Source organism: Streptomyces colonosanans (assembly GCF_001866645.1).
In the GTDB taxonomy this organism is placed as follows: Bacteria; Actinomycetota; Actinomycetes; order Streptomycetales; family Streptomycetaceae; genus Streptomyces; species Streptomyces colonosanans.
The window spans coordinates 22,136-35,475 of record NZ_MLYP01000085.1 but is presented as its reverse complement, the minus strand read 5'-3'; the positions used below and the strand labels follow the sequence as shown (position 1 = coordinate 35,475).

11 protein-coding genes, 1 tRNA gene and 3 pseudogenes are annotated in these 13,340 nt (G+C 68.8%); 4 read left to right on the top strand and 11 right to left on the bottom strand.

Going from position 1 to position 13,340, the window contains the following annotated elements:
- Positions 1-150: 150 nt before the first annotated feature.
- The 3 genes from BIV24_RS33660 to BIV24_RS28000 all read right to left on the bottom strand — a co-directional run bounded on the left by BIV24_RS33660 (position 151) and on the right by BIV24_RS28000 (position 1,605).
- Positions 151-354 carry a GntR family transcriptional regulator gene (locus BIV24_RS33660; RefSeq protein ID WP_245766969.1) on the bottom strand — a complete coding sequence of 68 codons (204 nt, stop codon included), beginning with the start codon at positions 352-354 and terminating at the stop codon, positions 151-153.
- 208 nt (positions 355-562) lie between these two features.
- Positions 563-632 (bottom strand) — tRNA-Gly (locus tag BIV24_RS34630).
- A 154-nt stretch (positions 633-786) separates the two neighbouring features.
- Positions 787-1,605 (bottom strand): nucleotide exchange factor GrpE, encoded by an 819-nt coding sequence (locus tag BIV24_RS28000; protein WP_177198841.1) that lies wholly within the window; start codon positions 1,603-1,605, stop codon positions 787-789.
- Positions 1,606-2,010: 405 nt separating this feature from the next.
- Here BIV24_RS28000 and BIV24_RS34010 point away from each other — a divergent pair, with 405 nt between their 5' ends.
- Entirely contained in the window at positions 2,011-2,361 is a 351-nt protein-coding gene (locus BIV24_RS34010) for a hypothetical protein (protein ID WP_143064677.1), read from the top strand.
- A gap of 111 nt (positions 2,362-2,472) precedes the next feature.
- On the opposite strand, the gene BIV24_RS27990 is transcribed toward BIV24_RS34010, so the two are convergent.
- A complete protein-coding gene (locus BIV24_RS27990) occupies positions 2,473-3,048 on the bottom strand; it encodes a transcriptional regulator (RefSeq protein WP_071369253.1) in 576 nt (191 codons plus the stop codon).
- Between the two features lie 115 nt (positions 3,049-3,163).
- Positions 3,164-3,463 (bottom strand): annotated as a pseudogene (locus BIV24_RS36575) (WD40 repeat domain-containing protein); the annotation flags it as partial.
- Between the two features lie 68 nt (positions 3,464-3,531).
- On the opposite strand from BIV24_RS36575, the gene BIV24_RS27985 reads away from it, so the two are divergent.
- Positions 3,532-3,792, top strand: a complete 261-nt coding sequence (locus BIV24_RS27985) for a hypothetical protein (RefSeq protein ID WP_071369252.1) — start codon at positions 3,532-3,534, stop codon at positions 3,790-3,792.
- Positions 3,793-3,975: 183 nt separating this feature from the next.
- Here the strand turns inward: BIV24_RS27985 and BIV24_RS27980 are convergent, their stop codons facing one another.
- The 3 genes and pseudogenes from BIV24_RS27980 to BIV24_RS27970 form a co-directional block, all read right to left on the bottom strand.
- Positions 3,976-5,214: an NAD(P)/FAD-dependent oxidoreductase gene (locus BIV24_RS27980; RefSeq protein ID WP_071369251.1), complete on the bottom strand. Its 1,239-nt coding sequence runs from the start codon at positions 5,212-5,214 to the stop codon at positions 3,976-3,978.
- A 208-nt stretch (positions 5,215-5,422) separates the two neighbouring features.
- Positions 5,423-5,998, bottom strand: coding sequence for a DUF6529 family protein (locus tag BIV24_RS27975; RefSeq protein ID WP_079168580.1), 576 nt, complete (start codon positions 5,996-5,998; stop codon positions 5,423-5,425).
- A 572-nt stretch (positions 5,999-6,570) separates the two neighbouring features.
- Positions 6,571-7,083, bottom strand: a pseudogene (locus BIV24_RS27970) (transposase); the annotation flags it as partial.
- 761 nt (positions 7,084-7,844) lie between these two features.
- Here BIV24_RS27970 and BIV24_RS27965 point away from each other — a divergent pair.
- Positions 7,845-9,119 carry a vanadium-dependent haloperoxidase gene (locus tag BIV24_RS27965; RefSeq protein WP_071369249.1) on the top strand — a complete coding sequence of 425 codons (1,275 nt, stop codon included), beginning with the start codon at positions 7,845-7,847 and terminating at the stop codon, positions 9,117-9,119.
- 121 nt (positions 9,120-9,240) lie between these two features.
- Here the strand turns inward: BIV24_RS27965 and BIV24_RS27960 are convergent.
- Positions 9,241-9,500, bottom strand: a pseudogene (locus BIV24_RS27960) (transposase); the annotation flags it as partial.
- Between the two features lie 212 nt (positions 9,501-9,712).
- Entirely contained in the window at positions 9,713-10,075 is a 363-nt protein-coding gene (locus BIV24_RS27955) for a winged helix-turn-helix transcriptional regulator (RefSeq protein ID WP_071369248.1), read from the bottom strand.
- A gap of 96 nt (positions 10,076-10,171) precedes the next feature.
- On the opposite strand from BIV24_RS27955, the gene BIV24_RS27950 reads away from it, so the two are divergent.
- Positions 10,172-11,053, top strand: coding sequence for an NAD(P)-dependent oxidoreductase (locus BIV24_RS27950; protein WP_071369247.1), 882 nt, complete (start codon positions 10,172-10,174; stop codon positions 11,051-11,053).
- A gap of 634 nt (positions 11,054-11,687) precedes the next feature.
- Here the strand turns inward: BIV24_RS27950 and BIV24_RS27945 are convergent.
- Entirely contained in the window at positions 11,688-13,196 is a 1,509-nt protein-coding gene (locus BIV24_RS27945) for an APC family permease (protein ID WP_245766966.1), read from the bottom strand.
- Between the last annotated feature and the right edge of the window lie 144 nt (positions 13,197-13,340).

Below are 13,340 nucleotides of genomic sequence, written 5' to 3'. Positions count from 1 at the left end.
CTCTGTCCGGTCTGCTGCTCCATTGACCGTTGCCGACAGGGACAGCCCCGAGGCCGACCGCACGCTGAGTGCGGTCGGCTTTGGATGCTTCTGGCGGCACCCGTGAGTCCCTGCCGGACAGTTCGGCAGGGGTTTATGGCAGCGCTGAGGCTATGAGGTGAAGTCGTACTCGAGGATGTATCGCGACGCGTTCGTGGTCATCTCGCTGATCTCGACCACGCGGCCAGTGGCGTCAACGGCGGTGCGCACCATCAGGATTACAGACGTGGTGGCCCCGAGCAGTGGTTCGGCGTGTGCGCGGTTGGCGCGCTCACACGACCCCTCCGGCGTCATGTTCACCGTGCTCGCGGCCATGTCCGGAATGGAGCGCGAGTACATCGGCGACCTCACCGCCAGGACTCCGGGGCCTGGACGAGCAAGTGGCTGGGCAGATGCTCCCCACCGTGCTGTCGGCCCACTGCATGGGCCCCCGGCGTGAAGGTGCACGAACGCCGTGCGCAGGTGCCGTCAGTGTCAATGCACGGGCCCCACCCCGCCTGGGGTGGGATGGGGCTCGGATCAGAGCGCCGGGCAGGTCTTGCACCTGCATCTCCCCGCAGGAAGCGGGGCGCCTTTCCTTGGACCACCGACGCAGCACCAGCCGACCCGAGTTGCGGGTGACCAGCTCAAGATCAAGTTTAGCGTACGCCGCCAGCGATCCCATCAGCAGGCCGACGGCCTGCCGATACCGGGCGGAATCAGGGAACCGGCAGGCCCGCGAACGTTCGGCACGGTCCCATGCGCGTCTCAGCGGTGTCGGGACCGTGCCTGCTGTGCGGCACGGTCTGATTCCACGACTCGCTTGCGTGCGTCGGCGAGATCGTTTCGGACTCGGCGGCGCAGTTCCACCGTGGCGTGAAGTTGCCGGGCCAGTTCGGTTACTCGTTCTTCGAGTTCCCTCAACGCCGCTGTGGCCCGCTCGACGGCCGCTTGAGCCTGATCGTGTTCCTCCTTCAACCGAGGGGCCCGCTGCCCGGTTCCGGCCGACCTCGGCGGTGTCGTACGTCCGCTCGCCTTGTGCGGTGCAGCGGCTGGGCCGGCGGGTGCATCGGCTGCAGCAGCGGTGAACCCGACGGGAGGGACGAGGGCTTTGACGAGCCGACCGGAGGCCCATACGCGTGCCGCTTCCGGATCCGCGAGAGCCGCGTGCAAGGTCTCTTCGGCCTTTCGCTGCGCGGCCTCACCGATGGGATGTCCGGCCGCTGCAGCCAGATCGCGAGCCTGCCGTGACAGCGCGTCGACCAGGGCGTGCTGCTGCCGATTCAGTCTCTTCAGCTTCGCGCGGTCAAGGGTGTGGCGGGCCTGGCGCAGGCCTTCACCCAGGCGGAGCAGCCGGGTGACCTGATCGGGCTTCCACTGGACCAGCAGGTTGCTGGCCCACCCCGACAACGTGGGGCGGCGCAGCGCGCCGATCTGGGCAGCCAGCACGGCCCTCCCGGCTGTGAGTGCCTCGTTCGTGCGCACCGTTCGCGCCTTGACGAACTGGGTCGGATGCAGCGCGTACAGCTCGCCGGCGATGCTCTCCAGGTCCATGCCCACCGCCGCCCTCCCCCCCTTCCGTCGCATACAAATATGCCCCCTTTGTCCGCATAAGCGGCATGCGCTTCTCTCGCCCCGTCATGGCACGACGCCACGAAGGCCAGGTAATGCGAGCCACGGCGCAGGTGTGGACGTGGACATGGAGCCTCTCCCCTACCACCCCCGCCCACCCGGGGCGGGAGCTCGTTCACTGCCTGCGCCAGCTCTCGGCGAGAGGACCGGGGCACGCGCCGGGGAGCGCTGCTTGACGGGAAGCCGCGGCTACACCAACGAGAGTGGTTTGGGCGTTTCTGGCGAGTGACGTCTTCCCTGCACCCTTGGCCCGCTGCAGGAAGCCTTGGTGCACTCACACCGAACTCGTCCGTCTGCCCAGCACGCCAGGCAGCCGGACGAGTTCAGCCACCTCGGCGACCACCACAACTGGAGGACTGAATGAAGACACGGAGAGGCTGGACGGCGGCAGGCCGATGGGCAGCAGCCACCGCAGCAGCGGTGGCGCTGGCCGGAACGGCATGGGCGACCGCGACAGCTGCTCAGGCGCAGGAGAACGAGCCCACGTACCGGTGCGTGCTGCTGCACGCCGAAGGGCCCCGGGCTCTGGGACGAGACTGCAGGGCCTTCCACGGAGCACCCGAAGAAGGCCCCCTCTTCGGTACGTTCCGCATCGAGGGCCTCATCGAGCACCGAGCCGTGCGCTGTGAGGCCCCCTTCCCGGAGATCCCCGCTGGCTTCGCAGACCTCCCGCATCTGGTCGAGGGACGGTTCTGCCGCCCCGTAGAGTAACCGGCCGCTTCCGAGCAGCGAGCGGAGCGCCACGACAGCGGCACGCGCGTCGTCCGCTCGCCGCTCCTTCTGCGGACCACGGCTGCGCCGGGTGTTCAGCAACTGGATTACTCAGGCGGCGAAACCGATGTTGGTGACGTACTCGTACTGGCCCCACTGCGAGCCCAGGTCGACCACGGCGTCGCTGACCCAGGCATCGTCGAGAGCCTGGTCGTCGTCGGCAGCCCAGGCCTCGACGATCCGGTCCCAGTGCCGGACGTTCAGAGAGCGGTAATCCACAACACGCTGGCGGGGCCGGTCGACCTGGGACTGGTTGAGCGGGTGGAACTCCACCCTCGTACCGCGGCCTTCGCGGTTGAGACGCGCGAGCAGGTAGCGGGCGACGTTGTGCCGACGCACCGTACGGTAGACCGTCTCGACCTGCTGCAAACTCTTCCTCGACGGATTGCGCTTACCCTCCAACCACGCCTTCAATGTCCGATCGGTGACCGCCAGACCGACCTCGCGGGCCGCCTGGCGAGCGTGGTCGGTACGGGTGAGGTAGTGCAGGCGAGCAAGCAGCCCGCGCCGTGTCGTGACCGGGGTAGCGATGAAGCCGGCGAGCGCGTCGAGTTGGCGTGCCACGGCCTCGTGGCCCCTGACGCCCCGGGCACCGTACTTCCCGAACTCGATGTTGTGTTCCGGCACCTCACGCTCCTTCCTCGCACACCCAATCTACCGGGCCGCATACGGCGACCGCCTCCACCATCGAGCCCAGCACCGCATGCGGGAACCGCTCCCTGGGCGGAGTCCGGCTGGAGTATCAACAGACTTTCTGATAAGGGATATCCACCAGGTGCATGCGCCACTCGGTCGGTGAGAGGGCGCCGCCACGAGGTTGACACACTGTGCCGGACACGTGTGCCGGTTCCAGATCGAGGTGTTGCACGCGCACATGTGTGCCCGCTGCGTACAGGCTGCCCCCGTCGCGGTTGAAGGCGAGAGACATGATCTGGTCGTCGGCGGTGGGCAGGTTGGTGCCCAGTTGCTGGCGGGAGGCGACATCCCACAGCCGCAGCGTGCCGTATTCTCCCGACGCGGCCAGCGTGGTGCCGTCGGGGGAAAAAGCCGCCGGACAGTACGCCCAGCGAGGTACCGGGACTGGCGTCCCACAAGGTGATGCCTCCCTCGATGTCCGCGAAGGCGGCGCGGCTGCCGTCCGGGCTCAAGGCGCTGATGCACGAGCAGTTCCCCATCGGCCGTTGCCGGCTGTGCCCGGTGGTGGGTATCAAGGTTCCCTCGCCAGTCAGCAGAGCGCGGCCATCGTTGGATACGGCATTGATGTTGTCGCCCCCGCCTTCCGAGTCGTGCTGGGCAATGGTCCTTAGCTTGTTGCCGTTGTCCGCATTCCAGACCGTCACGGAACTGTCCGTGTCCCTGCTGCCTGCCTGATGCGAACGCCACCAGGACCGGGGCCCTGGCCCCGGTCCTGGTGGCGTTCGCGCTGGTTCGTACCCGCCGACGGCCGCGTCGGCCTTCGGTAAGCGCGGCCAGCCGGTTCAGGCAGCCAACTCACTCGGCCACCCGAAGGACGCCCGCACCCCGGACCACTGACTCCCACCAGCCGAAGCCGGGTCAGCCGGTGACGAGCTGGTCGAGAGGCGTGTCCGGGTCGGCGAGCGCGCCGCGGTCGACCTGGCCGCCTGAGCGGACCAACTGCTGGATGACATCGTTGACATCCCAGACGTTGACGTTCATCCCAGCCAGCACGCGGCCCTCGGCCAGCCAGAACGCGATGAACTCGCGGCGCCCCAAGTCACCTCGTACGACCACGTGGTCGTACCCGCCGGGCTGGATGTAGCCCGCGTACTCCATGCCGAGGTCGTACTGGTCGGTGAAGAAGTACGGCACCCGGTCGTAGAACGCGCGCTCGCCCAGCATCGACCGCGCGGCCACCGTGGGCTGGTGGAGGGCGTTAGCCCAGTGCTCCACGCGGATGTGTTTACCCAGCATCGGGTGGAAGGCATTGGCCACATCCCCGGCCGCGCAGATGTCCGGGTCCGAGGTGCGCAGTGCCGCGTCGACGACGACGCCCTTGTTCACCTGGAGCCCGGCATCAGCGGCCAAGGCGGTGTTGGGGATGGCGCCGATGCCGACCACGACCGCGTCGGCGTCGATCAGGGAGCCGTCCGCGAGCCGCACCCCGGCGGCCTTTCCGCCGCCACTGTTCACAATCTCGGTGACCTGTGCGGTAAGCCGCAGGTCCACGCCGTGCTCTCGGTGCAGGTCGGCGAAGACGGGTGCGACCTGCGGGCCCAGCAACCGCAGCAACGGTAGCTCGCCCGGCTCGAGGATGGTGGCCTGGACGCCCGCCTCGCGGGCAGCGGCGGCCGCCTCAAGGCCGATCCAGCCCCCGCCGACGAACACCATGCGGGAGGAGTGCTGGAAGGTGTGCTTGATGCGTTCGCAGTCTTCGACGCGGCGCAGATAGAGCACACCGTCCAGGTCGGCGCCGGGAACGTCAAGGCGGCGTGGGGAGGCGCCGGTGGCCAGCAGCAGTTTGTCGTAGCCGGTCGTCTCACCACCGGAGGCGGTGACCGCGTGCCCTTCGCGGTCGATCGTGGTGACTGTGGTGTCCAGGCGCAGATCGATCTCGTGGTCGGTGTACCACTGCGAAGGGTGCACGAAGATCGCCTCGCGGTCCTGCTTGCCCATCAGGTACCCCTTGGACAGCGGCGGCCGCTCGTACGGCGGCTCCGGCTCGTCCCCGAAGAGCACGATACGGCCGTCGAAGCCGCGCTCGCGCAGCGCTTCGGCGGCCTTGGCGCCGGCCAGGCTCGCCCCGACGATCACGAAAGTGGGCTTTGCCATCATCTCGGTCCTACCTCTCCGTGTGGTCGCCACCCCTGTCGTGCAGGCCGGCCACGAGTTTCGCGGCCGGCTCGTCCCAGCTGCCAAGGGGACGCCCGTGGCCGTGCAAGCGGCCGATGCGGCCGAGAGAGGCGATGGCACGGGGCAACGCGATGTCCGATCTGCAACAGGGCTGCCATGCAGGCCATGGCGGGCCTCGGTGATAGCACGGTCAGAAGCCGGGGGCGGAGCGGGTGAAGAACCACAAGGCGGCTGTGTACCACATCAGTGCGATGGCGGTGACCAGGGCGCCGCCGGCGGCCGGAAGCGCCCAACCGGGCAGTCGGCGGCTGTGTACCACCAGAACCTTGGCGACGAACGCGCCGTACAGGACGCAGCCCGTGATGGAGTGCACCGCCACTCGGCTGTTCGTGAACTCAACTCCGTAGGCGGTGACGCAATGGTAGGCGATGGGCAGCGAGAGCAGAAAGGCAAGGAGGCCGATGAGCCGGTGTGTGGGGTGCACCCGGTGCGGCGCGGCCCCCGCTCCCGGTAGGCGCCGGTACATCCACAGCCCGAGCAGCAGCTGGACGACCGCGAGTGCCATCAGAGCGCTACCCAGGCGCGCCTTGAGATCGTTGACGGCGACGCGGCCGTGCCGCCCGAAAAAGCCGCTGGTGTAGTCGGGTGTGTGCGCGCGGCCGAACGCATACACCCCCACCGCGACCGCGACCGGCAGCAACGCAGCCAAAAAGCCCGCCACCTTTCGTGCGGGACGCGGCATCCGTGCTGCCGTGTGCCTGGTCATCAGTCCCCAATCAATCGCGCTCGACCTTGTTGCGGGACGCGTTTACGACGGACCACTGCGGCGCCGGACGCGCTGGTTTCCTCGCCGCTGATGTCACCGGCCGTCGTGCCACCCGCGAAGCAGTGCAGCGGGTGCCCGGTGTAGGTCACTTGAGTGATGCCGTTGGAGCGTTTCGAGGTGCTGATCAGGTTGCCCCTGGCAAACGGGGCCGCCTTGGCCGTGCCAGTGGCGGTGGCCGCGCTGCCGGGTGCGGCCGAGCCGATGTATACGGGGATGCCCGCTGACAGCGCTCCAGATGTGGGCCTGGCGCAGGCGGACGAGCTCGTCCGGCTGGGACATCCGCTTGCGGCAGCAAGCGGCACGGCCGAAACTGCCGGCACCGTCGCCACGGCCATTCCTTTCATGAGCGCTCCATGGTGTCGAACCTGCGCATCCAGGCAGCCGCGGAAAACGACCCCAGCGGACCTCTTCTCCCAGTTGGCCCCGGGTGCTCGGGTCCTGTCCACTCCAACTGGTCCGCCCGGGCAGTGCTGCTCCATTGGTGAGGTCCCCGCTTACCTGACTTTGGCTCGTCAGGGTGACGTCGAGTCGTCGAGGGCCAGGCCGGTTCCGGCGATGAAGCCGTCGAGGACCTCGGGCCGGTACTGGAGGCGTTCGAGCCTGTTGCGGACGAGCGTCTCCAGGCGGTCGAGGGCGACAACGGCGAGGTTGGCCAAACTGCGTTCGACGTGCACCCACACGCCCTCGACCAGGTTGAGGTCGGGCGAGCAGGCGGGCAGCAGGACCACCGTCAGCCACTACCGATCGGCCATCAACTGCCGCATCATGCAGAAGACATGGGTGCTCAACCGGTCTCACACCAGCACGATCGGCGCCCTGACGAGCTGGTGGACGCCGTCGACCAGAGCGATGAAGTCGCGCTCGCCTATGCTGCGGCGCTTGCCCTTGCCCGCGGGGTGGGTGCGCAGCCGGTGGCACAGTCGGGTGCGGGACCCGGGCCGCATGGCGATCAGCCCGGCGACCGATAGCCGACCCGAGCGCCGCCCGCTCACCGTCACGACCAGGGTGTGCCCACGCCGGCCACGGCGCTGACGTCCCGCAGCGGTCAGCCCGCTCCCATCCGCACACCTCACACACCGGGAAATACAACCAACGTCCAAGCCATCAGTGACTTGGAGGAGGATCACCCTGCCGAGCCCAAGTCAGTAACGGTGACCTGGCCCTGCTCATCCGGAAACGGCATGGCCCCGCACGCTACCGCCCCGATGATGCCGCCTGCGAACGGCTTCCATGCTCGACCGGCAGCCTTGCCGGTCCCAGCACAAGCCAATCCCCGGGGCCGCTTCAAGGCGTCTCATCAACACGAAATCTGCGCGAGGCGTGGCCGTTCGAGACCAACATGCTGGGGCCGCTCAACAATGTCGCGCCCCCTGGTGCCCACGATGCCGGAGTTGCGGCGTGCATCGGCTCCTTGCAGGCTGTACCTGGCAAGCGACCTTGATGACGTGAAGAGGTGATCGGGTTGCAGGAGCATGCGCGCCCGGTCAGCCCTCCGAAACGTTGGTGTGGGTGACGCGTGCCGCCTCATGAGCCGGTCTCCCGGTGAGTCCAGTCGTGATTCGTCAACGACCGTCCCCACCACTGGTATCCGACGGACGGGAACCGGCTCGGCAATCCCCGTCCTATTCCGGAGTAAATGTCCGGAGTGCTTCTTTGTGGCACGCGCTGCGGACTTTCCGCTCGACCCGTGATGTCCGCTGACCGTGTGGTCAGCCGTGGCCCAGATGGGCGACGTGTACGACCACGGCTGCCACAGCCCACCATCAGCGACAAGGAGCCCCAGAACATGGGTGGAATACAGAAGACACTCGCCATACTGACCGGAACCGCGCTGGCAGCCGGACTCACCAGCCCCGCCTTCGGATCCAGCGCCGCTCACTCGCCGGCCCTGCCCACCGCGACCACGGGGTCGGGGACGTCGGTCGTGGAATGGAACCGCGAGCTCATCACCATCCTCAGCGATCCGAAGGCACAGCCGGCCACCGTCCACCCCACGCGCAGCTTCGCGCTCCTCCAGGCTGCCGAGTACGACGCGGTGGTATCGATCACCCGGTCCGGCCCCGCCTACTTGTTCTCGGTGTCGGCGCCGCGAGGCGCTCGTGCGGATGCCGCAGCGGACCAGGCAGCCCACGATGTGCTGGTCGCCCTGTACCCGGCCAAGCGCGCCGGCGTGGACCAGCGGCTGAGCAGCCAGTTGTCCGCAATTCCCAACGGCCCGGGCAAGCAGGCGGGCATGGCTGTGGGAGCCGAGGTCGCCCGTCGGCTGATCAGCCTGCGGTCCCACGACGGGTCCTCGGCGAAGCCGCCGCCGTTCCGCCCCGGCGACAAGCCCGGTGAATACCGGCCCACCCCTCCCGACTTCCCCGCACCCGTGTTCACCAACTGGGGCTCGGTCAAGCCCTTCGTGCTGGCCCGCGGACGCCAGTTCCGCCCGGCGGTGCCGCCGGCCGTGAGCACCGCCGCTTACGCCACCGCCTTGAACGAAGTCAAGCGCCTGGGGAGCAAGACCAGCACCGCCCGCACCCCCGATCAGACCGCGGCCGCGAAGTTCTGGGCGGCGCCCCTCTGGATCGTCTGGAACGAGGTCGCACAGGGCCTTGTCACCTCCCAGAAAGCGAGCCTGGACAAGGCGGTGAAGGTTTTCGCCCGGCTCGACCTGTCCCTCGCCGACACCGCGATCGCGATGTACGACGCCAAGTACACCTTCCTCGTATGGCGGCCCGTGACCGCCATCCGGCTCGGCGGTACGCACTACAACCCGCGCATCGTCGGCGATCCCAACTGGACCCCCCTGCTGCCGACCGCCCCGGATCCGTCCGATCCCGGAGGTCACGCCGCCCTCGGCCAGGCGGCCGCAACGGCGCTCGCCGGGGTCTACGGGGCTCGGCATCACCTCGCGGTGACGTCGAAGGGCGTCACCCGAACCTTCTCCGGCTTCCAGGACGTCGCCACCGAAGCGTGGCTCAGCCGAATCTGGTCCGGCCAGCACACCTCGATCGACAACCGCGCGGGCGAGCAACTCGGCACACAGGTGGCCGACTTCGTGGCAGGGCGCCTCTGACCGTCCGCACCGGGCGACCTTCAAAAGCAACATGTCGGTGGCCAGAAGCCAGTGGTACCGAGCGCATCGGTACCACTGGCACGGGCCGCGCTGCGGAACTACTGACTTCGGCTGGTTAGGGTCACGCTGGGGTGTCGAGGGTCAGGCCGGTGCCCGCCATGAACCCGGCAAGGGTGTCGGGCCGGTACTGAAGTCGATTGAGCCGGTTGCGTACGAGGGCTCGAGCCGGTCGAGGGCGACCACGGCGAGGTTGGCCAGGCTGCGCCTGACGTGCACCCATACCCACTCGACGGGGTTGAGATCGGGCGAGTGGGCGGGCAGCAGAAACACCGTCAGCCACTCACGCTCGGCGATCAACTCACGCATGGCCTGGGAGACATGGTGGGTGCCGTCGGCCTGCCTCGTCCTCGAAGCAGATGTAACCTCCGCAGGCCGCCCGGACGATCCGCCTCCCCCTGCCGGGTGAGTGATCTCCTGAGAGGCCAACGTGCCGATCACGAAGAGTGATGCCTCAACTGGCCGTCCTCGCAGAATCCGAGCTGGCCGCTGGCACACTCCCTCACACACGTAGATCACAAAGTCGCACTGGAATACTAGCCCGCCTTCTCCTCCAGCCCTCGAGCCGTCGGCCGCTCGCGTCCCCAGGCGGCCAGGGGCTGGAGTGCGTCGTTGAGGCGCACGCCGTCCTCGGTCAGCGCGTATTCGACGCGGGGCGGCACCTCGTCGTAGGAGACACGGTGTACGACGCCGTCCGCTTCCATCTCACGTAGGTGCGAGGCCAGCACCTTCTCGGTGATCCCCGGAAGCAGTCGTCGTAGCTCGCCGAAGCGGCGGCAGGGGTGCTCGTGGAGCGCCCAGAGGATCAGCACCTTCCACTTGCCGCCGATCACCTCCATCGCAGTGTCGATCCCGCAGGCGTGTCCGTCTGGTGCACCCGGCCGGTTCAAAGTCGTCATGCCCCACCTTTCTGACGTGCTCGCTTACCCCGGGGTAAGCACCCACTCCGAAGTGCGTACTTGATCACCTCCGGGCCTGTGAGCAGCCTAATCGGCATGACACAGAACAATGTTGAGAAGACCTCCGTCACGATGCTGGGTCTCGGCGAGATGGGCACCGCGCTGGCCCGTACCTGGCTTGCCGCCGGCCACCCGCTCACCGTCTGGAACCGCACCCCGGCCCGCGCCGTGGCGCTCGCCGCCGAGGGTGCAAGGGTCGCGGACAGCGCCACTGAGGCGGTCGCAGCGAACACCCTGGTAATCGTTTGCCTGTTGGACGACACCGCGGTCGACGAGGTGCTGGACGGTACCGACCTGGCCGGCAGGGACCTGGTCAACCTGACCACCAGCACCCCTGCCCAGGCCCGCGCCCGCGCCGAGTGGGCCCGCGAGCGCGGCGCCCGCTATCTGGACGGCGGGATCATGGCTGTCCCTCCGATGATCGGCATCCCGGAAGCGGGCGGCTACGTCTTCTACAGCGGCTCGCGGGACCTGTTCGAGCGGCACCAGGAGACCCTGGGCGTCCCGGTCGGCACTACCTACGTCGGCGAGGACGCAGGCTTCGCGGCCCTGCACGACGTGGCCCTGCTCAGCGCCATGTACGGGATGTTCGCCGGGGCCGCGCACGCCTTTGCCCTGATCCGCAAGGAGGACATCGACCCCGCGGCGCTCGCCCCGCTGCTCGCCGACTGGCTCGTCGCGATGGCACCGGCAGTTCACCAGACCGCCGACCAGTTGCGGAGCGGCGACTACACCAAGGGTGTCGTCTCCAATCTCGCCATGCAGGTGGCCGGCACACCGACCTTCCTGAGCACCGCCGAGCAGCAGGGTGTCAGCCCGGAACTGCTCAGCCCGTACTTCGAGTTGATGCGCCGACGCCTGGCCGAGGGCAGCGGCGAGGAGAGCCTGACGGGCGTGATCGACCTGCTGGTGCACTGACCGGCCACTTGCCGCCCCAGCGGCGACCGTGCTGGTCACAGTCCTCAACGAGTGTCTGTGACCGCCACTTTCACAACACGCCGTAGTTGGGGTGGGTGAGGGATGCCCCGGCTGATGCCCGGCGAGGCCGAGAGCGGCAGCCGTGGCGGCCGCCGCCTGGCGGACGCGCCGGGACGGTTGCCCCTGGCAGCATGCGCGAGATCCGCAGCGAGCCCGGTGAGGGCGAGGTCAAGGGCGGGCCAGCCCGGTGGCCGGGCGGCAGACATCGCGCGTCGCGGAGCGATCCGCGAATCCGTGGCCGGCCCGGCCGGCACGCGGACCGGTATCCGGCAGCTGACCCGCAGCGAGAACACTGCCACCACACCGTAGGGCCGAGCGCCGGACGCTGCTGCTCTCCGCTGCCAGCCCGGGCTGAGCGGCAGCACACAACAGCAGGCGCGAACACGCGATGCAGTTCACGCTGAGGGGAGGCAGAAAGGGTGTCCGGCCGGGCCGGCGTGGACCCGGCCGCCCTTCTGCCAGGCGGGGTCGACGTCGTCAGTGGGTGCCCATCCGACAACGGCAGCCTGCCGGGGTCATCGGACGGGTGGCCGGCGCACTGGTTCGCTGCGGCCGCCCGCCCGGGTCCCCGGGGTCAGTCGCGTTCCACGTCGACGGTGGTCAGCTGGGCATACCGCTGCGGATCCGTGCGCCGGATGTAGCGAGCCACGATGAGCCCGATGCAGAACACCACGGGCAGCGGGACGAGCAGTCCGATGTTGACCGCACTGGATGCCCCGGTGAGCAGGTCGAACCGCAGGGCCGCGAGGACGGTGAGCACGCACAGGCCGAGGAAGGAGAGCAAAGGCGCCCACTGCGCCCGGAAGCTGGAAACCCCCCGGCGGTCGCGGCGGAAGAACCCGTACACGGCCAGGGCGGCGAGCGCCTGCATGGCCATGATGCCCAGGACTCCGGTGCCGTTCGGCCATAGGAAGACCACCGCGTACGGGTCGGCATCACTGAGGGCCCCGGCGGCGATGAAGGCCGCCGCGAGGAGGCTCTGGACCACCACGGCGGTGCCCGGGGAGCCGCTGCGGGGCGAGACTCGGGCCAGCGGGCGGGGCAGCAGCCCCTCACGGCCGAGGGCGTACATATATCGGGCGGCAGCGTTGTGAAAGGCGAGGGTGGCAGCGAAGGCACTGGTGATGATCAGCAGATGCATGCTGTCGGAGAGCCATGGGCCGACGAAGCGGTCAGCCGCACTGAACACCATGTCGGGGCCGTTGCCGCCGCGCGCGACTCGCACGGCGTCTGCGGCGCCGAAGGCACCCATCACCACCCACACGGCAAAGGCGTAGAAGACGGCGAGGAAGCCGACGGCGATGAACGTGGCCCGCGGCACCGTGCGCTTCGGCTCCCGCGCCTCCTCGGCGTAGATCGCGGTCGCCTCGAACCCGGTGAAGGCGCCGATGGCCAGGACGAACATGCCCGCCACTCCCGCGCCGCCCAGCGATGCCGGGTTCAGGACCGCGGGGTCGAGGGCGGCGGTGCCGCGATGGTTCAGCACCCCGCCCTCCAGGATCAGCAGGACCACGACCTCCAGCACCAGCGCGAGTCCCAACACCTTGGCGCTGAGGGTGACCCGGAGCCAGCCGAGGACGCCGACGGCGGCGATACAGACCGCCGACCAGAGCCACCAGGGCGCACCGAACCCGGTGAGGTCCTTCACCCCGCTCGAGGCGAAGAAGCCGAAGCAGGCGACGAGCCCGATCTCCACCAGGTTGTAGGAGACGACGGCGACGTAGGCCGTCCCTATGCCGGTGGCCTTGCCCAAGCCGTGTGCCACGTAGGCGTAGAAGGCGCCGGCGTTGCGGACGTGCAGGCTCATGGCGGTGAAGCCGGCAGCGAACAGCGCCAGCAGTCCGCCGGACAGGACGTATCCCAGGGGGGTGGCGAGTCCGCCCATGGCCATCGCGGCAGGGGCGACCCCGGCCACGGCTGTCAGAGGTGCAGCAGCGGCGACCACGAAGAAAACCAGGTCGAAAACGCCGATGGCGGCGCTGCTGAGGACGGTGCCGCCCGGGGCAGGCGGCTCACCGGGCTGCGGGACGGGGGTGTTCGGATGCGCGGCGGGGGCACCGCCGGAGCCGCTGATGACGGACACGGGACTCCTAGGTGGATGCGCTGGGTGGCTGCGGGAGGCAGAAGATGAAGACCGCTTCGGCAGGAGGGCAGGTCCGCGGCGTTCCGGCGCTGGGGGCGGCCCTGCACAAAAGCTGTGAACTACGCGGGCGAGTGCGGGTGAAGC